Here is a 20,413-nt window from a genome sequence, read left to right as displayed (position 1 = left end):
TGCGTACGGCCCCTCGCTTAGGCTCGGGGTTCCTTCGCTCCGGCATTCATCCGGGGGCATTGCCCTCCGGTCGGCTTCGCTTCGACCTACATGCAATGAGTTCGACTGCGTCGAACGGCGCTGCGCGCCAATCCCCGGATGAACGCCTGCGCTCAGCCTTCCGAGGGGGCGGGTGGATCAAGATCAAGAGCGGCAGGCGAGCTAACGCTCGGCCTGTTGAGTGGTGAGAAGCGTGGATGTACGCCGACCCCCTGTAGGAGCTGCCGCAGGCTGTGATCTTTTGATCTTGATCTTCCGCCCTTTCGACATGGTCAAAAATCAAAATCAAAAGATCGCAGCCTGCGGCAGCTCCTACAGGGTAGGGATTTGGTTTAATTCGCCAGCCGAACTCCGCCCAGACTCCCGCTCAATTCATAAGCCGCCAGTTCCGCCTGATGCGCTGCCAGCAACTCCGGCAACGATCCGCGCAAATACTCGACCCAGGTCTTGATCTTCGCATCCAGGTACTGGCGCGAAGGGTAGATCGCATACAGGTTCAGCTCCTGCGAGCGGTATTTGGGCATCACCCTCACCAGCGTGCCGTTGCGCAGGCCTTCAATGGCGGCGTACAGCGGCAGGACGCCAACGCCCATGCCGCTGATGATCGCGGATTTCATCGCGTCGGCGGAGTTCACCAGAAACGGTGAGCTGTTGATGGTGACCATTTCCTGGCCGTCAGGACCGTCGAAGGCCCATTTTTCCAGCGGGATCACCGGGCTGACCAGGCGCAGGCAGGCGTGGTTGAGCAGGTCGCTGGGTTTTTGTGCGCAGCCGTTGGCTTTGACATAGGCCGGCGAGGCGCAAACGATGCTGTAGGTGATGCCCAGGCGCTGGGACACGAAACCCGAATCCGGCAGTTCGCGGGCGAGGACGATGGACACGTCGTAACCCTCGTCGAGCAGGTCCGGCACGCGGTTGGCCATGGTCAGGTCGAAGGTTACGTCCGGGTGGGTCTTGCGGTAGCGGGCAATGGCGTCGATCACGAAGTGCTGGCCGATGCCGGTCATGGTGTGCACTTTCAGTTGCCCGGCCGGGCGGGCGTGGGCGTCGCTGGCCTCGGCTTCGGCTTCTTCGACGTAGGCCAGGATCTGTTCGCAGCGCAACAGGTAACGCTTGCCGGCTTCGGTCAGGGCGATGCGGCGGGTCGTTCGATTGAGCAGGCGGGTTTGCAGGTGGGCTTCCAGGTTGGAGACCGCGCGCGAGACGTTGGCCGTGGTGGTGTCCAGTTGCACGGCGGCGGCGGTGAAGCTGCCGGCTTCGGCCACGTAACTGAAGGCGCGCATGTTTTGCAAAGTGTCCATGGGGTGCTCTCTCGTCGAATGACAAATTGTGACACGAAGTTTCTGTTTATTTACAGGCGACTAAAGATCGACTTACGGATTATCTCGTTAACGGTAACAAAGATTCACAAGAAACCCAGCTTATCGCCATTCAGGCCGCCCCATAGAATTGCGCCCACCTCTGTAGGAGCTGCCGAAGGCTGCGATCTTTTGATGTTTTTTTTTAAGAGCAAGATCAAAAGATCGCAGCCTTCGGCAGCTCCTACGCACAGAACATCTCTCCATCTCAGGAAATCGCAGCAGTGCCGCGTCGCATCAGCAGAGCGCTTAAGCCGCTCAGTGTTTTGGCTTTAACCCTGGCAATCAGCGGCTGCATCGGAACCGGAGGTATTGCCCCGCAGGGCAAGGCGCTGGAGGCCAATTCATTGGCCACCGACGCAGCAATCCAGAGCGCCGCACAAGATGCGAATTGGCCCACTGCGCAATGGTGGCAAGCCTATGGCGACCCCCAACTGAACCGCTGGATCGACCTCGCCCTGCAAGGCAGCCCGAGCCTGGCCATGGCCGCCGCGCGGGTGCGTCAGGCCAAGTCCATGGCTGGTGTGGCCGAAGCAGCCGAGTCGCTGCAGATCAATGGCGAGTCCACCCTCAAGCGCCACAACTGGCCTACCGACCAGTTCTATGGCCCCGGCGAGCTGGCCAACAGCACCACCTGGGACAACAACGCCGCGCTGGGTTTCAGTTATGCCCTCGACCTCTGGGGCCGTGAAAGCAATGCCACCGAGCGCGCCGTGGACATGGCGCACATGACCGTCGCCGAAGCGCGACAGGCCCAGCTCGAGTTGCAGGACAACATCGTGCGCGTCTACATCGAACTCTCGCTGCATTACGCGCAACGGGACATCGTTGATGCGACCTTGAAGCAGCAACAGCAGATCCTTGAGCTGGCGCAGAAGCGTTTGAAGGGCGGCATCGGCACCCATTTTGAAGTCAGCCAGGCCGAGACGCCGCTGCCGGAAACCCATCGCCAGCTCGATGCCCTCGACGAAGAAATCGCCTTGAGCCGCAACCAGCTCGCCGCCCTCGCCGGCAAGGGGCCGGGTGACGGCGCGCAGCTGCAGCGGCCAACGCTGTCGCTGGGGGCGCCACTGAAATTGCCGTCGTCGCTGCCGGCGCAATTGCTCGGCCAGCGCCCGGACGTGGTCGCCAGTCGCTGGCAAGTGGCAGCGCAGGCACGGGGTATCGATGTCGCCCATGCCGGGTTTTATCCCAACGTCGACCTGGTCGGCAGCCTCGGCTATATGGCCACCGGCGGCGGGGCCCTGGAGTTCCTGACCGGCAAGAAGCTCAACTACAGCGTGGGTCCGGCGATTTCGTTGCCGATTTTCGATGGCGGGCGTTTGCGTGCCGAGTTGGGCGAAGCCTCGGCCGGGTATGACATCGCCGTGGCCAAGTACAACCAGACCCTGGTCAATGCCCTGAAAAACATCTCCGACCAGTTGATCCGCCGCGAGTCCATGGACAAGCAGCAGGCGTTCGCCGCCGAGTCGGTGGCCACCGCGCAGAAGACCTACGACATCGCGATGATCGCCTACCAGCGTGGCCTGACCGACTACCTCAACGTGCTCAACGCCCAGACTCTGTTGTTCAAGCAGCAGCAAGTGCAGCAGCAGGTCCAGGCGGCGCGATTGAGTGCCCATGCCGAATTGGTGACGGCGTTGGGCGGTGGTTTGGGTGCCGGCAACGACGTGCCGAATGCCGAACAGACTCAAGTGCCGAAAACCCCGAGTCTTTTGCGTTGAACACAAAACCTGTGGGAGCGGGCTTGCTCCGGGCGGCGTTCCGACGAAGGCGGTGTGTCTGATGACACTTTTGTTGCCTGACACTCCCTCTTCGCGAGCAAGCCCGCTCCCACAGGTTCCGAGTTTTGGCTGATTTTTCACTGAGCAGGATTTGATGACTCCCTTGCCCGCCCCCTTGCGCTGGCTGTACTCCCTTGAATGGCGCCGGGGTTTCTTCGACTGGGCACGCAGCGACGGCGTGACCTGGGTCTACATCTTCAAGGTGCTGTTCGCGGCATTCCTGACGCTTTGGCTGGCCATGCGCCTGGAACTGCCGCAACCGCGCACGGCGATGATCACCGTGTTCATCGTCATGCAGCCGCAGAGCGGCCAGGTGTTCGCCAAGAGTTTCTATCGGTTTCTCGGCACCCTGGCCGGGTCGGCGGTGATGGTGGCCCTGATCGCCCTGTTTGCGCAGAACACTGAGCTGTTCCTCGGTTCGCTGGCGATCTGGGTCGGTATCTGCACGGCCGGTGCCGCGCGCTGCCGCAACTTCCGCGCCTATGGATTTGTCCTCGCCGGATACACCGCCGCGATGGTCGGCTTGCCCGCGCTGGCCCATCCGGATGGCGCGTTCATGGCGGCGGTCTGGCGAGTGCTGGAGATCTCGTTGGGCATTCTCTGTTCGACCCTGGTCAGTGCGGCGATCCTGCCGCAATCGGCCAGCGCGGCGATGCGCAATGCCTTGTACCAGCGCTTCGGCGTGTTCGCCCTGTTCGTCACCGACGGCTTGCGCGGTCGCAGTCAGCGCGAGGCGTTCGAAGCCGGCAACGTGCGTTTCATCGCCGAAGCCGTGGGTCTGGAAGGCTTGCGCAGCGTCACTGTTTTCGAAGACCCGCACATGCGTCGGCGCAATGGCCGGCTCAGTCGCCTGAACAGCGAATTCATGGGCATCACCACGCGCTTCAACGCCTTGCACCAGTTACTCGAACGCCTGCGCAGCAGCGCGGCAGACCAGGTGGTGGAGGCGATCAAACCCGGCTTGCAGGACCTCGCCGAGTTGCTCGACGGCTTCAGCGGTCGTGCCCTGACCAGCGCCGATGCGGCGCGTCTGGTCGCGGTGCTTACCGCCTACAAGGAAGGTCTGCCGGCGCGGGTGCGCTGTCTGCGGGCGACGTTCCAGCAGAGCAATCCGAGCGAGGCCGGGCAACTGGATTTCCACACCGCCTACGAACTGCTCTATCGCTTTGTCGACGACTTGCACAGTTATGCACAGACCCACGCGTCGCTGGCCGATCACAGTCACGAACGAGAGAGTTGGGACGAGCCGTTCACCCCGCAAACCAACTGGATGGCAGCGGCAGCATCGGGGATACGCGCGGCGTTCATTCTGGTGGTATTGGGCAGCTACTGGGTGGCAACCGCCTGGCCGAGCGGCGCGACCATGACCCTGATTGCCGCCGCGACCGTGGGCCTGTCCGCCGCTACTCCGAACCCCAAGCGCATGGCCTTTCAGATGGCGTGCGGGACATTGCTCGGGGCGCTGATCGGCTTCGTCGAGATGTTTTTCATTTTCCCGTGGATCGATGGGTTTCCGTTGCTGTGCGTGATGCTCGCACCGGTGATCGTACTCGGCTCGTTCCTGACCTCGCGGCCGCAATACGTCGGTGTCGGCCTGGGCTTGCTGATCTTCTTCAGCACCGGTTCAGTGCCGGACAACCTCACGGTCTACAACCCCTACACCTTCATCAACGACTACATCGCCATGGTGATGGGCATGCTGGTGTGCGCAGCGGCCGGAGCGATCATTCTGCCGCCCAACAGCCGCTGGTTGTGGCGTCGCCTGGAGCAGGACCTGCGTGGTCAGGTGGTGTACGCCATAAGCGGCAAGCTCAAGGGCCTGGCGTCGAGTTTCGAAAGCCGCACTCGCGACCTGGTGCATCAGGCCTACGGCTTCGCGGCGGGCCAACCGCAGGTGCAGCGGGACTTGTTGCGCTGGATGTTCGTGGTGCTGGAAGTCGGCCACGCGATCATCGAATTGCGCAAGGAGCAGGCGATTCTGCCGGTGCATCCGGCCTATGCCGAATCCCAGCCGTGGCGCCAGGCGATCCGGGTGATGGGGCGTGCGCTGGTGCGGCTGTTTTTGCAACCGAACAGCAGCAACCTTGAACGCGCGCTGATCGCGGTCGATCACGCGATCAGCCGGGTGCAATCCACCGACGAACCTTTCGCCCCGCACTTCGATACCTCGGCGTTGCGCCGGGTGAAGAGCTACCTGCACTTCATCCGCACCTCGCTGCTCGATCCGCAATCACCGCTCGCGGCCTTCACAAGCAGCCAGCCAAAAGGATTAGAACATGCCTCGTGAAATCGCCTTCCACGGCGTGTACATGCCGACCATGACCCTGATGTTTTTCATCGCGGCGGCCCTGGCCTGGGCGCTGGACCGGTTCCTGTCCGGGTTCGACCTGTACCGCTTCTTCTGGCACCCGGCGCTGCTGCGCCTGAGTCTGTTTACCTGTCTGTTCGGCGCCATGGCGCTGACTGTCTACCGTTGACTCTCTATTACTGAGAATGCCCCGATGAAAAAGTTTTTCAGCCTGCTCGCGACCCTGCTGGTGCTGGCCCTCGCGCTGTGGATCGGCCGCTCCCTGTGGGAGCACTACATGAACACGCCGTGGACCCGCGACGGCCGCGTGCGCGCCGACATCATCAACGTTGCCGCCGACGTCACCGGCGAAGTGGTGGACGTGCCGGTGCGCGACAACCAGCTGGTGAAAAAAGGCGATTTGCTGATGCAGATCGACCCTGAGCACTACCGTCTGGCGGTCAAGCAAGCGCAGAGTCTGGTGGCATCGCGCAAGGCGACCTGGGAGATGCGCAAGGTTAACGCCCATCGTCGCGCCGATATGGACAACCTGGTGATCTCCCGGGAAAACCGCGACGACGCCAGTAACCTCGCCGACTCGGCCCTGGCTGATTACCAACAGGCCCAGGCGCAACTGGAAGCCGCCGAACTCAACCTCAAACGCACTGAAGTGCGCGCCGCGGTAGACGGCTACGTGACCAACCTCAACGTGCATCGCGGCGACTACGCGCGCATCGGCGAGGCGAAAATGGCCGTGGTCGACATGAACTCGTTCTGGGTCTACGGCTTCTTCGAAGAAACCAAGCTGCCCCGCGTGCGCGTCGGAGATAAGGCCGACATGCAGCTGATGAGCGGCGAAGTGCTCAAGGGCCATGTGGAAAGCATCTCGCGCGGCATCTACGACCGCGACAACCCGGAGAGCCGCGAACTGATCGCCGACGTCAACCCGACCTTCAATTGGGTACGCCTGGCGCAACGGGTACCGGTGCGCATTCACATCGATGAAGTGCCGGAGGGTGTGGTGTTGGCGGCGGGGATTACCTGTACGGTGGTGGTGAAGCCTGCGGCGGCTGAGTAAACCTGTGGCGAGGGGGCTTGTCGGATCGCCGCACCGCCCCGTTGGGTCGCGAAGCGGCCCTGAATCCCGGCGCCAGATTCTGACTGACACTCCTTGCGCCGTGGTTCTACGACTGCTTCGCAGCCGAACGGGGGCAAGCCCCCTCGCCACAAAAGCATCTGTGTCAGCCCTGGCAAAACGTCTCATGCAGATGCCGCCAGATCACCCGGCCATCGGCGTGTTTCTCGAAGACCACGGTGGAACGACGATCCGAGTGCAGCCCGGTCGCATCGGTCTGTTGCTCGCGGTAGCTCACGGTGGCGCCACCCTCGTATAACGCAATGCCACGCAACTCGCTGAGCTCGATCCTGAACCCGAGTTTTTTGCCACCCGCCAGCGTGAACAGGTCATTCAGCGCGTCAAAATCCAGCACCCGACCGAGCGGCGAGACCATGGAGAACTGCGGCGAAAAACGCGTCAGCAGTTTTTCGAGATCGGACGTGTCGCGCTCCTCGGCCAGCCATTGTTCGATGGCCACGTGGGCCTGGATCACTTCGTCGAAGTATTCGGTGTAGTCGGTCATGGTGTTTCCTGAAATTCTGTGGTGTCTGTTCTGACGCCTTCGCGGGCTTGCCCGCGAAGAACGATGACGCGGTCTCAGAGCTGCCCACGCAACCCGAACCGCTTCATCAGCCCGGATTCGAGCAAACCCTTGGGCAACAAACTGGCCATCAGCGGCAACGCGCGGCTGCCATTGCCCAGGCGGATCAGCCGTGGCGGTTTGGCTTGCTGCACGGCCTTGAGCAATCCGGCGGCAAACTCACTGGCCGGGGTCGGCCTGTCCTGGGAAGCCCTGGCCCGGGCGCGTATGCCTTCACGCAGCGGAAACCATGGCGATTGTTCACTGATCAGTTGCTCGGCTTCGTGCCCGGCATTCTTGGCGAAGCTGGAAGCGATGGCCCCCGGCTGGACCTCCATGACCCGCACGCCGAACGGCGCCAGTTCCATGCGCAAGGCATCACTCAAGGCATGCACGGCAGCTTTCGAAGCGCAGTAGGCGCCGGCGAATGGCGTGACCAGTACACCGGACACGCTACCGATATTCACCACAAGTCCTTTCGCCCGGCGCAGCACCGGGAACAAGGCGCGGGTAACGCCGACGATGGCGAACACATTGGTCTCGAACTGGCGCTGCATGGCCGGTACGCCGCCATCGAGCAACGGCCCCATGGCGCCATAACCCGCATTGTTGATCAGCACATCGAGGCCGCCGGTTTGCTGGTTGATTCGCTCGCTCAAGGTTTCGAGTGCCACGGCATCGTTGACATCCAGTTGCACGGCGGTGAAACCCGCAGCGGTGAGTGCCGCGACATCTTCGGCCCTGCGGGCACTGGCCCAGACTTCATAGCCGGCGACCTTGAACGCATCGGCAAGGGCACGGCCAATGCCGCTGGAGCAACCGGTAATCAACGCAACGGGCATGGCGCATTCCTTGTGCAAAAAATGGGGGAGGGATCAGTCGGAAAAACTACCCTGCAATCGTTCGGCGCGAAACTCCAGGGTTTCCGGCCGGTAGCCAGGGCGCAACGGCGGCAGCGGCAAGCAATCTTCCCAGTTGCCACCAGCCTGCAATTCGCCGGGGCCGCGATAACGCGGGGCGGTGTATTGGTTGTCGGCCAGGTTCACCGTATCGCCCGGAGCATAGGCCGCAACCCGCCAGCGCAGTTCCGTCAGCGGCACGTCATTGCCATTGTTCATCGTCAATTGCAGTGGCCGGTCGGCGGGACACTGCTGCGGCGCGTAACTGATGCGCAACTCCAGGCGTTGCAATTGCTTGAGTTCGCGGTGGTCCATCCAGATGACCCAGGTCGCGACGATCCCCAGCCCCACGGCGGCTGCCACGGATACGGGCAAGGCCTTGGCCGGATAGCGCAGCAACAGGATCAGCCAGGTGATGACCAGCAGGACGCCGATGAACATGACGTAAATCTCGGGAATAGAGAGGGTCATCCTACCTAAGCGCAGGTGGGGTTGGCGATGGGCAGGGCGTGGCGAAGGTGTTTGAGGCCGTCGGTCTGAACTGTAATTTCTGACAGTAGGCAGGTGTCTGAGCGGCGGGCTTCCATGAGGGAGTGATTCCGGAGCGGCTACTGTGCCAGCAACCCCTTCAATCCACCGTCACACCCCGAGCCTGACCGCGATTGACCCTCGTGGGCTGGCGGTGCGTGCCGTGGGTTACTGGCGTGACATCGACGACGTACCTTCTCAGGCACGGGTCAACCGCACGGCCCATGATGGGGCGGGGCGAGCGATTGCGCAGTGGGACCCGCGATTGTTTCTGGACGCTTCAGCGTCGCCTAATTTGCAAACGATTCACGCGCTGTCCGGTGCCGTGTTGTGTACGAACAGCGTTGATGCCGGGTGGCGTGTGGCGCTGTTGGGTGAGGCGGGGCAGCAGGTTCATGCTTGGGATGGCCGTGGCTCTCAGCGCTGGATGCGCTACGACACTCAGCTGCGCCCGGAATCGGTGTTCGAGCAAGCCGTGGACGGCGAAGCGCTTTGCACGGAGCGCTTGAGTTACGGCGCGAGCGATCAGGCTGCTGCCGAGCGCAACCAATGCGGCCAACTGATCCGCCACGATGACCCGGCGGGCTCGCAGCGATTTACCGAGTTCGGACTGCACGGCACAGCGCTGGAGCAGACGCGGCATTTTCTGGACGACCTGACGCTGCCGGACTGGCCCGAGTCGATAGCGGATCGTGAGTTGCTGTTGGAACCGGGCGAGGGCGCCACCACCCGTTCACAGGTCAATGCATTGGGTGAGGTCTCCCGTCAAACCGATGCCAAGGATCACCGCCAGTTGTTCAGCCAGACCCTCGACGGGCAGTTGCGTGAGGCTCGTCTGCAACTCAAGGGCACACCCACCCCGAAAACGCTGGTCAGCGCCATCACCTACAACGCCCAAGGCCAGACCGAACAGGAGGTTGCCGGCAACGGCGTAATCACCACGCTGGAATACGACGCACAGAATGGCCGACTGACTGGCCTCCTGGCGCAACGCGGCAACGAAGTGCTGCAAGACCTGCGCTATGCCTACGACCCGGTGGGCAATGTGCTGAGCATCGAGGATGCCGCGCTGCCGATTCGCTACTTTGCCAACCAACGGATCGAACCAGTCAATTGCTACTTCTACGACAGCCTGTCGCAACTGATCGAAGCTCTCGGCTGGGAAGCGGGCGGCGCCAATAAAGGCCCACAGTTTTCGACGTTCGATGATCCGGCGCCCCGTGCGAACTATCGCCAGACCTATCACTACAACCTGGGTGGCAGTCTGCTGGAACTGACCCACAAAGGTCCGCAAAACCATGCTCATCGGCTGATGTCGGCGGCGCACAGCAACCGCTGTTTGCCGGTGCTGGAGGGCATGGAACCGGGTGAGGACGACTTCCGCCGAGGCTTCGACGGCAACGGCAACTTGCTCAAGTTACAACCGGGGCAAGCCTTGGCCTGGGACCTGTGCAACCAGTTGGTCGAAGTACGTCCCGTGGTGCGCGATTCGGGTCTCGATGATCGCGAGCGCTACGTCTACGGCGCCGACGGCATGCGCCAGCGCAAAGTCCGCGAGACGCTGGCCCATGGCTGGACATTGGTCGCTGAAACCCGTTATCTGCCGAACCTGGAGCTGCGCAACTACAGCGGTACGGGCGAAGTGTTGCAGGTGATCAACGTCCAGGCCGGGCGCAGCAGTGTGCGGGTGTTGCATTGGGAGTCCGAGACACCGACCGGCATGGGCAATGATCAGTATCGCTACCACCTCAACGACCATTTGGGCTCCTGCACCCTGGAGCTGGACAAGGACGGCGAAGTGATCAGCCAGGAGTGTTATCACCCGTATGGCACCACCGCGTGGTTCGCCGGGCGGGGGGAGGTGGAGGCGAGTTACAGAACGGTGCGTTATTCGGGGAAGGAGCGCGATACGACGGGGCTTTATTACTATGGGTTCAGGTATTACGTGGCAGATTGGCAGCGATGGTTGAATCCAGATCCATTGGGGGCGGTTGATGGATTGAATGTCTATGGGATGACTCTGAACAATCCCATCAGATTCATAGATAGAGTCGGCACAATCAGCGAAGTCCCCCGGGAAATCAATTGGATATGGTTGGGCGGACCTTTGCCCGTAGAGGCTGCAATGAACATCAATAATGTTGTGGACGCGGTTCCCGACTATAGCGCCACGCTCTGGGTCGATAGCAAAGCTTGGTCGAGTGGACACGGACAAGCGCTGGAGAATTTGAGCAGACGGGTTCGTATTGCTGATGTTTCAGATGCTTTTCAGGGACTTAGTCAACAAGTACATGCGGCCTTTGAGCGGGAGCGTTCCGGGCCATTGAAAAATTATCCGGCGGCTAGCGATATCGCCCGAATGGCAGTGCTTTCAAAAGCTGGAGTTTATTTCGATGTTGACGTGGAACTAGCACGGGCTTTCCCCGCGTCATTGAGTGCTCCAGATGGGATGCTTCTATATTTGAATGAGGATGGCCGCTTTGGAGGCGCTATCTTGGCTGCAGGCTCGGATTCTCCCGTCGTTTCCCGCGCCCTTGCCAAGATTGCGAATGAATACTCAAATCCAACCTCTGTCACATGGATGGAAAAAAGGGCTTATCCCGGGGCTGCTGAAATAGCTGTTCAGGAGGAAACCAAGGCGGCCTATTTACAAGGCATGAAAAGTGAAATGCTGGCAATGTGGCCAGCAATCCAATCCGCCTCACCTTCTGAGCGAAAGTCTTTAGTAGAGCTTCTCAGTAAACGACGTGACGATTACGAAGATGCTAAACTTGCGGGATCAGAGGAGTTCTCTCGTTCCACTCGTGTTGACGAAACGGTGAGAATCACTGGACCCGGTTTGTTGTATTTTTCCTTGGATAATCCAAATTCGGGCACCTTTGCCTTTGAGCCTGGACAGTTTAAGCCAATGGGCGTGCGCGGTGAAGCCATGTTCCGCAGACCAGCAGTAATGCGTAGGGCATCTTTTTAGTTAATCAAAGAACCACTCAACCCACTGCGGATAGGGAGCGCAGTGGACTGAATGGGGGCTATTTTTTACCAATCGCTTATTGCGAGATCGTCTTCACCGCAATTCCCCGCTCAACCGGCGTCGATCGCCCGTAGATATCCTCAAACTGCTCGATATCGTCTTCAGTCAGATAACTACCCGACTGCACCTCAATGATCTCCAACGGAATCTTCTCCGGGTTACGCAGGCGCGCACCGAAGCAATCGGTAGTTTTGGAGTTTGTAAGCAAAAACTCGTTTTTTCGCCGATACACCAATAACCATGTGTTGCATTCGCAACCTCGTGACCGTTTGTCCTGTAATTTCTGACAGTAGCCGGACCCTTGATCGACAGGCTTAGATGAGGGGGATTATTTCGGAGCGAATACTGTGCAAGTCACCCTTTCAGTACACCACCATACCCCGAGCCTGACTGTAAATGACCCTCGTGGATTACCTGTACGCGCTGTGGGTTATTGGCGTGACATCGACGACGTACCTCCTCAGGCACGGGTCAACCGCACGGTCCATGATGGGGCGGGGCGAGCGATTGCGCAGTGGGATCCGCGATTGTTTCCGGACGCTTCGGCTCCAGCCAATCTGCAAACGACTCATGCCCTGTCCGGTGCCGTGTTGTGTACGAACAGCGTTGATGCCGGGTGGCGTGTCGCGCTGTTGGGTGAGGCGGGGCAACCGATCCAGCACTGGGATGGCCGTGGCTCGCAGCGCTGGATGCAATACGACGCTCAGTTGCGCCCGGAATCGGTGTTCGAGCAGCCGCTGGACGGCGACGCACTCTGCACGGAACGCTTGAGTTACGGCGCGAGCGATCAGGCTGCTGCCGAGCGCAACCAATGCGGCCAACTGATCCGCCATGATGACCCGGCGGGCTCGCAGCGATTTACCGAGTTCGGACTGCACGGCACAGCGCTGGAGCAGACGCGGCATTTTCTGGACGACCTGACGCTGCCGGACTGGCCCGGGTTGATAGCGGATCGCGAGTGGCTGCTGGAACCGGGCGAGGGCGCCACCACCCGTTCACAGGTCAATGCGTTGGGCGAGGTCTCCCGTCAAACCGATGCCAAGGATCACCGCCAGTTGTTCAGCCAGACCCTCGACGGGCAGTTGCGTGAAGTCCGCCTGCAACTCAACGGCAAACCCACCCCGAAAACGCTGGTCAGCGCCATCACCTACAACGCCCACGGCCAGACCGAACGGGAAGTGGCCGGCAACCGCGTAATCACCACGCTGGAATACGACGCGCAAAATGGCCGCCTGACCCGCCTCAGTGCCCAACGCGGCAACGACCCCCTGCAAGATCTGCGTTATGACTACGACCCGGTGGGCAATGTGCTGAGCATCAAGGATGCCGCGCTGCCGATTCGCTACTTCGCCAACCAACGGATCGAACCGCTCAGTTGCTACTTCTACGACAGCCTGTCGCAACTGATCGAAGCCCTCGGCTGGGAAGCGGGCGGCGCCAATAAAGGCCCACAGTTTTCGACGTTCGATGATCCCGTGCCCCGCGCGAATTACCGTCAGACCTATCACTACGACGCGGGTGGCAATCTACTGGAACTGACCCACAAAGGTCCGCAAAACCATGCTCATCGGCTGATGTCGGCGGCGCACAGCAACCGCTGTTTGCCGGTGCTGGAGGGCATGGAACCGGGTGAGGACGACTTCCGCCGAGGCTTCGACGGCAACGGCAACTTGCTCAAGTTACAACTGGGGCAAGCCTTGGCCTGGGACCTGCGCAACCAATTGGGCGAAGTGCGCCCGGTGGTGCGCGACTCGGGCCTCGATGACCGCGAACGTTATGTTTACGGCGCCGACGGGATGCGCCTGCGCAAAGTCCGCGAGACGCTGGCCCATGCCCGGACGTTGGTCGCTGAAACCCGCTATCTGCCAAACCTGGAACTGCGCAATTACAGCGGTACGGGCGAAGTGTTGCAGGTGATCAACGTGCAGGCCGGGCGCAGCAGTGTGCGGGTGTTGCATTGGGAGTCCGAGCCGCCGAAAGACATGGACAATGACCAATACCGCTACCACCTGAACGACAACCTGGGCTCCTGCACCCTGGAACTCGACGAGGACGGTGAAGTGATCAGCCAGGAACGTTATCACCCGTATGGCACCACCGCGTGGTTCGCTGGACGCGGGGAGGTGGAGGCGAGTTACAGAACGGTGCGTTATTCGGGGAAAGAGCGGGATGCGACTGGGCTTTATTATTATGGCTTCAGGTATTACGTGGCGGGGTGGCAGAGATGGTTGAACCCGGATCCGGCGGGGGGCGTTGATGGGATAAATGGCTATGTAATGGTAGGCAATAACCCTGTCACCTACCATGATTGGCTGGGTTTGCTGAAGGTTAAGGATCTGTTCGAAAGTTATATTGATATACCGCAAGTGGTCAGTATGGCTGCTAAACTTGACCGTTACGTCAGCCTTCAGGCAGATGTCAATTATTCTGAGTCGTACCGTCGGGATGGCGATAAACATACGATCAGTTTGAGTTGGACAGAACTGTATCCGCACTATACTCCCGGTTCTGAAGCAGCCAGCGATATGAGCCCTTCGGCCGACGGTTCGCCGAGGAAATACTCGACGGGATTTATCAAGGATTTGTCGAGATCAGATTATTCCGTTTCCGGTGGTTCTAAACACGGCGGTTCAGCCGGCTTTGAGGCTTCTTTGAACGTGCTTGAAACTATTACTGAAAAATTGAATTTTCTAAAAGATAAAATTCCGGACCCGGATAATCGTGCCCGTGTATCTGAAGTTGCCTTTCAAGTCAGTCTCAGTGATACCTTTCAGGTGGCCATGAAACATTCAGAGGGGACGAACTATATGTTTTCAGATGCCTCAAGGCCAAGCTACAACATTCATCTAAATGAAGACGAAAGCGTGACTGTTACATCGAGTGTGACCTACAACATGAAGGAGCTCGAAAATACAACAGTAATACCCGGGCTGCGTTTGGCAGCCTCGATTGAAACGAGGATTGGAGCTATCAATGGACGCTTGACGCATGAAGCGTTGGCGGATGAAAAGATGAAAGGCCACTACACAGTGAGCTTTGAAATGACCCCAACTTCTCACTCACCTTCTCCCGTGAATAAAAAAGGATTTTTCAAACAATTTTTTAAAGGTGCAGGCAGAGCTTTCAATCCAGCGGGGCGTCAATCCGGTGCCTGAAGAAAAACACCGAGTCGACTGCGGATAGCCAACGCAGTCGGTTCGGTGCCTTGTACGGATCAATCACTGCGCAATGGTCCGCATCGAAACTGCGCCAACTACGCACGCGGAGTAATCGGAATGCAAGTCGACGGGCTCTTGCTCAACAGAAACACGTTTTTCATTTCAGGTAATTGGGCCATGCCGCTGATCGCGATTCAGCGTCCAGTGCCGTGGCGCCATCGTCTATTCGAGCCTATCTTGGTCCGGACTGTAACTTCTGACAGTAGCCACCGATAAGCTTTCGGTATTAGCTGGTTTGAATTAATCAGGCGGTTACCCATGCGGCCACGTACTCCGTCAATTCAACGCAATACTCCAACGCTGAGCGTCGCTGATCCGCGCAGCCTGGCTGTGCGTTCGGTGGCTTATTGGCGGGGAACAGAAACCGCGGCGGCTGAAGTGCGGATCAATCGTTCGGTCTATGGCCCGGCCGGGTATGTTGTCGCCGCGTGGGATCCGCGGCTGTTTCAGGAGGAGTCGGCGCTGGCTAATCTGCGCGAGGTTCGTGCCCTGTCTGGCAGCGTGTTGGCTTCGAGCAGTGTCGATGCCGGTTTGCGCGTCAGTCTGTTTGGTGAGGCCGGTCAAGCGCTGCACAGTTGGGATGGCCGGGGTTCCCGGCGCTGGATGCAGTATGACGAGCAGTTGCGCCCGCTGGCGGTGTTCGAGCAAGCCGTGGGCGGCGAAGCGCTTTGCACGGAGCGCTTGAGTTACGGCGCGAGCGATCAGGCTGCTGCCGAGCGCAACCAATGCGGCCAACTGATCCGCCACGATGACCCGGCGGGCTCGCAGCGATTTACCGAGTTCGGACTGCACGGCACAGCGCTGGAGCAGACGCGGCATTTTCTGGACGACCTGACGCTGCCGGACTGGCCCGGGTTGATAGCGGATCGCGAGTGGCTGCTGGAACCGGGCGAGGGCGCCACCACCCGCTCACAGGTCAATGCATTGGGCGAGGCCTCCCGTCAAACCGATGCCAAGGGGCACCGCCAGTTGTTCAGCCAGACCCTCGATGGCCAGTTGCGCGAGGTTCGCCTGCAACTCAACGGCACACCCACCCCGAAAACGCTGGTCAGCGCCATCACCTACAACGCCCACGGCCAGACCGAACGGGAAGTGGCCGGCAATGGCGTAATCACCACGCTGGAATACGACGCGCAAAATGGCCGATTGACTCGCCTCAGTGCCCAGCGCGGCAACGAAGCCCTGCAAGACCTGAACTACGCCTACGACCCGGTGGGCAATGTGCTGAGCATCAAGGATGCCGCGCTGCCGATACGCTACTTCGCCAACCAGCGGATCGAACCGGTCAATCGCTACGCCTACGACAGCCTGTCGCAACTGATGGAAGCCACCGGCTGGGAAGCGGGCGGCGCCAATAAAGGCCCACGGTTTTCGACGTTCGATGATCCCGCGCCCCGAGCGAACTATCGCCAGACCTATCACTACGATAGGGGTGGCAATCTGCTGGAGCTGATCCACGAGGGGCCGCAAAGTCATGGACATCGAATGGTTGCGGCGGCGCAAAGCAACCGTTGCCTGCCGGTGCTCAATGGTTTGGAACCGGGCGACGACGACTTCCTCCGGGGCTTCGACGGCAACGGCAATCTGCTCAATCTGCAACCGGGGCAGGCCTTGGGTTGGGACCTGCGCAACCAGTTGGGTGAAGTACGGCCGGTGACGCGAGAGTCAGGTCTCAATGACCGCGAGCGTTATGTCTACGGCGCCGATGGCATGCGCCTGCGCAAAGTCCGCGAAGCCCAATCCCATACACGGACGCTGATCGCTGAAACCCGTTATCTGCCGAACCTGGAATTGCGCTACCACAGCGGCACCGGCGAAATGCTGCAGGTGATCAGTGTGCAGACCGGGCGCAGCAGTGTGCGGGTGTTGCGTTGGGAATCGGCGCCGCCGAAAGGCAGCGCCAATGATCAATACCGCTACCACCTGAATGATCATCTGGGCTCCTGCACCCTGGAACTTGACGGTGAAGGCGAAGTGATCAGCCAGGAGCGTTATCACCCGTATGGCACCACCGCGTGGTTCGCCGGACGTGGGGAGGTGGAGGCGAGTTACAGAACAGTGCGTTATTCGGGGAAGGAGCGGGATGCGACGGGGCTTTATTATTATGGGTTCAGGTATTACATGGCGAGGTGGCAGAGATGGTTGAATCCGGATCCAGCAGGATATGTTGATGGTAATAATCTGTTCGCTTTTGTCAGTGATAATCCACTGAGATACAAAGATATACATGGAGAGACGGGAATTGATCTAAATGCGCTGACATCAGAGCAGACTCATGCTGTACGTCTTGATGGTCCGCAGAATTCAATTGCTGACGCGCTCAACTCATACGATTTTGTGAGCGAGCCGAAATATGATGTTTGGATAGTTAAACGTGAAACTTATAAGGGTCTTAAGCTGGCGCATGTTTCAAACTTAATAACAAAAACACTGCTGGTAGAGGGGGCGCCTAATCAAATTGTTGACCTGTGGAGGGCGCGTCGAGAACCTCAAGTCATGCAAGATACGCTTAGTGAAATTCGCTCGGAAAGTCGTGAAAATAGAGTGACGGCAGCGATTGGAGCTGGATTAGGTAACTGCGGTGAGCATGCAAAGGTAAGCTTTCACCTTCTGGCCAGTACCAAAACGAAACGGCCGGTTTTCCGGGTTTCCGCTGCAAATGAAATTGATCACTCATTTGTAGTTATAGGAGATCCGCGAGTGCTATCACTCGATGAAATTGTGATCGCTGATGCATGGCCAAATTTTCCTAGGGCTCATACTGCAGATGTTGGACTTTTTGAAATTGGTAGAATCATAGAAAGTGCTTCTGCTGAGGCCGATCCGAAGTACCAGATTGATGATGGAGAATTAATAAAAAATGGCCAGATTGAGTTTCCAGATGCAGGGTCATCTCGACGTTTAGAATCAATTGAAGGTATGTCCAAAAAATATATTCAGTTGTTTTCAATACAAGATGAGTTTCTCGGGGTGGATTATAAAGTGAGCGGCTCGCGTCGCGGGCGATTTTATAAACTTCCAGGAGAGTATGTTTATGATCGCGTGAAGCATCTTCGAAGCTATGACAATGCTCGCAGCGCTATGTGAATGTACACACTGGGTGCTTCTGGGGGCGGATAGTTAAACGCAACTCAGTAATAAGTTTTTAAACGAAATGCGCATAAACATGAGTGCATAAAAGCCCCCACCCACCCCACTGCGGATAGGGACGCAGTGGACTGACTGGAGGCTATTTTCACCAACCGCTTACTGCGCGATCGTCTTCACCGCAACCCCACGATCAACTGGTGTAGACCGCCCATAGATATCCTCAAACCGCTCGATATCGTCTTCACCCAGATAGCTGCCGGATTGAACCTCAATGATCTCCAACGGAATCTTCCCCGGATTACGCAGGCGATGCACCGAAGCAATCGGAATGTAGGTCGACTGGTTCTCGGTCAGCAGGAACACATTCTCATCACAGGTCACTTCGGCGGTGCCACTGACCACGATCCAGTGTTCGGCACGGTGGTGGTGCATCTGCAGCGACAGGCAGGCGCCCGGTTTGACCGAGATGTGCTTGACCTGGAAGCGGCCGCCCATGTCCACCGAGTCGTAGGAGCCCCACGGACGGTAGACTTCGCAGTGGTTCTGGGTTTCGCTGCGGCCCTGTTCGTTGAGGGTGTTGACCATCTGTTTCACGCCTTGGACCTTGTCCTTGTGGGCGATCATCATGGCGTCCTTGGTTTCGACCACGACGATGTTTTCCAGGCCGATCACCGACACCAGTTTGCCGTTGCCGTGGATCATGCAGTTTTTGCTGTCCTGGATCACCACGTCGCCTTTGGTGACGTTGCCGTTGGCGTCTTTCGCATTCACTTCCCACAGCGACGACCAGCAACCGACATCGCTCCAGCCGGCGGTCAGCGGCACGACGCAGGCGCGTTGGGTTTTTTCCATCACCGAGTAGTCGATGGAATTGTCCGGGCAGCAGGCGAAGGTGGCTTCGTCGAAGGTGATGGTGTCGGCGTCCTGGTGGCTGCGTTCCAGGGTCAGCAGGCAGGTGTCGTAGATGTCCGGATCGTGCTTTTTCAGCTCTTCGAGGAAGCGGCTGGCGCGGAACAGGAACATGCCGCTGTTCCAGAAGTAACCGCCGGACTGGACGAACTCGGTGGCGCGCTTCACGTCGGGTTTTTCCACGAAGTGCGAGACGCGGCTGACGCCTTCGGGCAGCAGCGAGTCGTTGGTCGACTTGATGTAGCCATAACCGGTTTCCGGCTTGGTGGCCGGCACGCCGAACAGCACCATTTCACCGTTTTCGGCGGCGACTGTGGCCAGGGCCAGGGCGCGTTGCAGGGCTTTCTGGTCTTCCAGGACGTGGTCGGCCGGCAATACCAGCATCAGTTCGTCGCGACCTTCATTGACCAGCATCATCGCGGTCAGGGCCACGGCCGGCGCAGTGTTGCGACCGAACGGCTCCATCAGGATGCGCTGGGACTCCAGTTTGCGTGCCGCTAATTGCTCGTTGACGATGAAGCGGTGGTCCTTGTTGCAGACCACGATGGGCGTGTCCATGCCTTCGAACACCAGGCGTTCCAGGGTTTGCTGGAACAGGGTGTGTTCGCCGGTCAGGGCCAGGAACTGTTTAGGGAATTGTTTGCGGGAAAGCGGCCAAAGACGTGAGCCACTACCACCTGACAAGATCACCGGAATCATGTTGTTACTCCTTGAATATCGATTGGTTAGAGCTACTGCGTTCTGTCGTTTCACTCTTGTTTTTGTTCCGTGCCCGGAGGTGACGCTGCCTGTGTAGGAGCTGCCGCAGGCTGCGATCTTTTGATCTTGATCTTTAAAGCAAATCAAAAGATCGCAGCCTGCGGCAGCTCCTACAGAGGTTGGCGTTACCTCTGTGGCGAATTCATTAGCGCGTCGATACCGGGCGTTTTACCCAGACCGGCGACAGGCTGCTGCCGCTGCCGGTGACGTACAGCACCGCGGCTTCACCGCGTTCCAGGGCGACCGGTTTCACGTCGCCGACTTTGGTGCTGCCGTCATAGAGCGCCAGGCTGACTTTCACCGGGTTGATTTCACGTTCGCCGCGACCCTTGGGTGCAACGTTCGGGACCACGTCGGTCTTGCCGTCGGCGGTCTTCAGGGTCAGCGCCTTGTCGCTGAGGTTTTGCACGCGGACCAGGGACTTCTGTTTGTTTTTGAACGGCGGCTCTTCGATCAGTTGCGGTGCGCCGCTGGCGTTGTTGACCAGGGTGTAATAGTGGTCGCCGGCCAGCTTCACCGGCAAGGACTGGCTACCGACCTTGGCGCTGTAGTCGCCGCCCGGCATGAAGCTGAAGTCACTGCTCGACAGAGGCGCGACATCGCTCAGGTTGGTGCTGCCGACGGTGGCGCTGACTTCGGCGTTGCTGGCGTTGTAGATACGCACGAAGGTCGAGCCTTTCGGCGCGGTCGGGCCGTACAGGGCGGCGTCGCCAGCGGCGAAAGCCTGTACCGACAGCACGCTGAGGCCGGCAACCAGGGCAAGGCGTTTGGCGAGACGACGAGGAGTTGTAGTGAAAGTCATGGTGTACCTCTC

13 protein-coding genes and 1 pseudogene are annotated in these 20,413 nt (G+C 59.3%); 7 read left to right on the top strand and 7 right to left on the bottom strand.

From position 1 onward, the window contains the following. Window positions 1-371: 371 nt before the first annotated feature. Window positions 372-1,340, bottom strand: coding sequence for a LysR family transcriptional regulator (locus ACEN83_RS25305; protein ID WP_102698513.1), 969 nt, complete (start codon window positions 1,338-1,340; stop codon window positions 372-374). Between the two features lie 281 nt (window positions 1,341-1,621). On the opposite strand from ACEN83_RS25305, the gene ACEN83_RS25300 reads away from it, so the two are divergent. The 4 genes from ACEN83_RS25300 to ACEN83_RS25285 all read left to right on the top strand — a co-directional run bounded on the left by ACEN83_RS25300 (window position 1,622) and on the right by ACEN83_RS25285 (window position 6,546). Then, window positions 1,622-3,121 carry an efflux transporter outer membrane subunit gene (locus ACEN83_RS25300; RefSeq protein ID WP_495578741.1) on the top strand — a complete coding sequence of 500 codons (1,500 nt, stop codon included), beginning with the start codon at window positions 1,622-1,624 and terminating at the stop codon, window positions 3,119-3,121. Between the two features lie 154 nt (window positions 3,122-3,275). After that, on the top strand, window positions 3,276-5,468 hold the full coding sequence (locus ACEN83_RS25295; protein WP_495578740.1) for an FUSC family protein: 2,193 nt from the start codon (window positions 3,276-3,278) through the stop codon (window positions 5,466-5,468). Further along, window positions 5,458-5,658 carry a DUF1656 domain-containing protein gene (locus ACEN83_RS25290; protein ID WP_015096751.1) on the top strand — a complete coding sequence of 67 codons (201 nt, stop codon included), beginning with the start codon at window positions 5,458-5,460 and terminating at the stop codon, window positions 5,656-5,658. The genes ACEN83_RS25295 and ACEN83_RS25290 overlap by 11 nt, the downstream gene beginning before the upstream one ends. Before the next feature lie 24 nt (window positions 5,659-5,682). Then, the gene (locus tag ACEN83_RS25285) at window positions 5,683-6,546 is read left to right on the top strand and encodes an efflux RND transporter periplasmic adaptor subunit (RefSeq protein WP_495578739.1); all 864 of its coding nucleotides are present in this window, start codon (window positions 5,683-5,685) and stop codon (window positions 6,544-6,546) included. A 163-nt stretch (window positions 6,547-6,709) separates the two neighbouring features. Here the strand turns inward: ACEN83_RS25285 and ACEN83_RS25280 are convergent, their stop codons facing one another. From ACEN83_RS25280 to ACEN83_RS25270, 3 genes are all read right to left on the bottom strand, one after another. Next, a complete protein-coding gene (locus ACEN83_RS25280; RefSeq protein WP_495578738.1) occupies window positions 6,710-7,108 on the bottom strand; it encodes a DUF4440 domain-containing protein in 399 nt (132 codons plus the stop codon). 74 nt (window positions 7,109-7,182) lie between these two features. Then, the gene (locus ACEN83_RS25275; RefSeq protein ID WP_116581173.1) at window positions 7,183-8,007 is read right to left on the bottom strand and encodes an SDR family oxidoreductase; all 825 of its coding nucleotides are present in this window, start codon (window positions 8,005-8,007) and stop codon (window positions 7,183-7,185) included. Between the two features lie 33 nt (window positions 8,008-8,040). After that, a complete protein-coding gene (locus tag ACEN83_RS25270) occupies window positions 8,041-8,505 on the bottom strand; it encodes a multidrug transporter (RefSeq protein WP_116581172.1) in 465 nt (154 codons plus the stop codon). 250 nt (window positions 8,506-8,755) lie between these two features. Between ACEN83_RS25270 and ACEN83_RS25265 the strand changes: the two genes are divergently transcribed. Further along, window positions 8,756-11,563, top strand: a complete 2,808-nt coding sequence (locus ACEN83_RS25265) for an RHS repeat-associated core domain-containing protein (RefSeq protein WP_495578737.1) — start codon at window positions 8,756-8,758, stop codon at window positions 11,561-11,563. 76 nt (window positions 11,564-11,639) lie between these two features. On the opposite strand, the pseudogene ACEN83_RS25260 reads toward ACEN83_RS25265, so the two are convergent. Further along, a pseudogene (locus ACEN83_RS25260) lies at window positions 11,640-11,939 on the bottom strand (mannose-1-phosphate guanylyltransferase/mannose-6-phosphate isomerase); the annotation flags it as partial. A gap of 31 nt (window positions 11,940-11,970) precedes the next feature. Between ACEN83_RS25260 and ACEN83_RS25255 the strand changes: the two are divergent. Beyond that, entirely contained in the window at window positions 11,971-14,778 is a 2,808-nt protein-coding gene (locus tag ACEN83_RS25255; protein ID WP_495578736.1) for an RHS repeat domain-containing protein, read from the top strand. A 321-nt stretch (window positions 14,779-15,099) separates the two neighbouring features. Further along, window positions 15,100-17,928, top strand: a complete 2,829-nt coding sequence (locus tag ACEN83_RS25250; protein ID WP_495578735.1) for an RHS repeat domain-containing protein — start codon at window positions 15,100-15,102, stop codon at window positions 17,926-17,928. 159 nt (window positions 17,929-18,087) lie between these two features. On the opposite strand, the gene ACEN83_RS25245 is transcribed toward ACEN83_RS25250, so the two are convergent. Together ACEN83_RS25245 and ACEN83_RS25240 are read right to left on the bottom strand one after the other, a co-directional pair. Next, window positions 18,088-19,539, bottom strand: a complete 1,452-nt coding sequence (locus tag ACEN83_RS25245) for a mannose-1-phosphate guanylyltransferase/mannose-6-phosphate isomerase (RefSeq protein ID WP_495578734.1) — start codon at window positions 19,537-19,539, stop codon at window positions 18,088-18,090. Between the two features lie 205 nt (window positions 19,540-19,744). Beyond that, window positions 19,745-20,401, bottom strand: a complete 657-nt coding sequence (locus ACEN83_RS25240; protein ID WP_116581171.1) for an alginate O-acetyltransferase AlgF — start codon at window positions 20,399-20,401, stop codon at window positions 19,745-19,747. Window positions 20,402-20,413: the final 12 nt, after the last annotated feature.

It is taken from the genome of Pseudomonas sp. Pseusp49 (assembly GCF_059491875.1).
This window is presented reverse-complemented; position numbering and strand designations above follow the sequence as displayed.

Excerpts from the sequence above, each read along its gene's own strand:
- ACEN83_RS25285 (WP_495578739.1), top strand. The coding sequence starts at position 5,683 with ATGAAAAAGTTTTTCAGCCTGCTCGCGACCCTGCTGGTGCTGGCCCTC.
- ACEN83_RS25280 (WP_495578738.1), bottom strand. The coding sequence starts at position 7,108 with ATGACCGACTACACCGAATACTTCGACGAAGTGATCCAGGCCCACGTG.
- ACEN83_RS25275 (WP_116581173.1), bottom strand. The coding sequence starts at position 8,007 with ATGCCCGTTGCGTTGATTACCGGTTGCTCCAGCGGCATTGGCCGTGCC.
- ACEN83_RS25245 (WP_495578734.1), bottom strand. The coding sequence starts at position 19,539 with ATGATTCCGGTGATCTTGTCAGGTGGTAGTGGCTCACGTCTTTGGCCG.
- ACEN83_RS25240 (WP_116581171.1), bottom strand. The coding sequence starts at position 20,401 with ATGACTTTCACTACAACTCCTCGTCGTCTCGCCAAACGCCTTGCCCTG.
- ACEN83_RS25290 (WP_015096751.1), top strand. The coding sequence starts at position 5,458 with ATGCCTCGTGAAATCGCCTTCCACGGCGTGTACATGCCGACCATGACC.
- ACEN83_RS25270 (WP_116581172.1), bottom strand. The coding sequence starts at position 8,505 with ATGTTCATCGGCGTCCTGCTGGTCATCACCTGGCTGATCCTGTTGCTG.
- ACEN83_RS25305 (WP_102698513.1), bottom strand. The coding sequence starts at position 1,340 with ATGGACACTTTGCAAAACATGCGCGCCTTCAGTTACGTGGCCGAAGCC.
- ACEN83_RS25250 (WP_495578735.1), top strand. The coding sequence starts at position 15,100 with ATGCGGCCACGTACTCCGTCAATTCAACGCAATACTCCAACGCTGAGC.
- ACEN83_RS25295 (WP_495578740.1), top strand. The coding sequence starts at position 3,276 with ATGACTCCCTTGCCCGCCCCCTTGCGCTGGCTGTACTCCCTTGAATGG.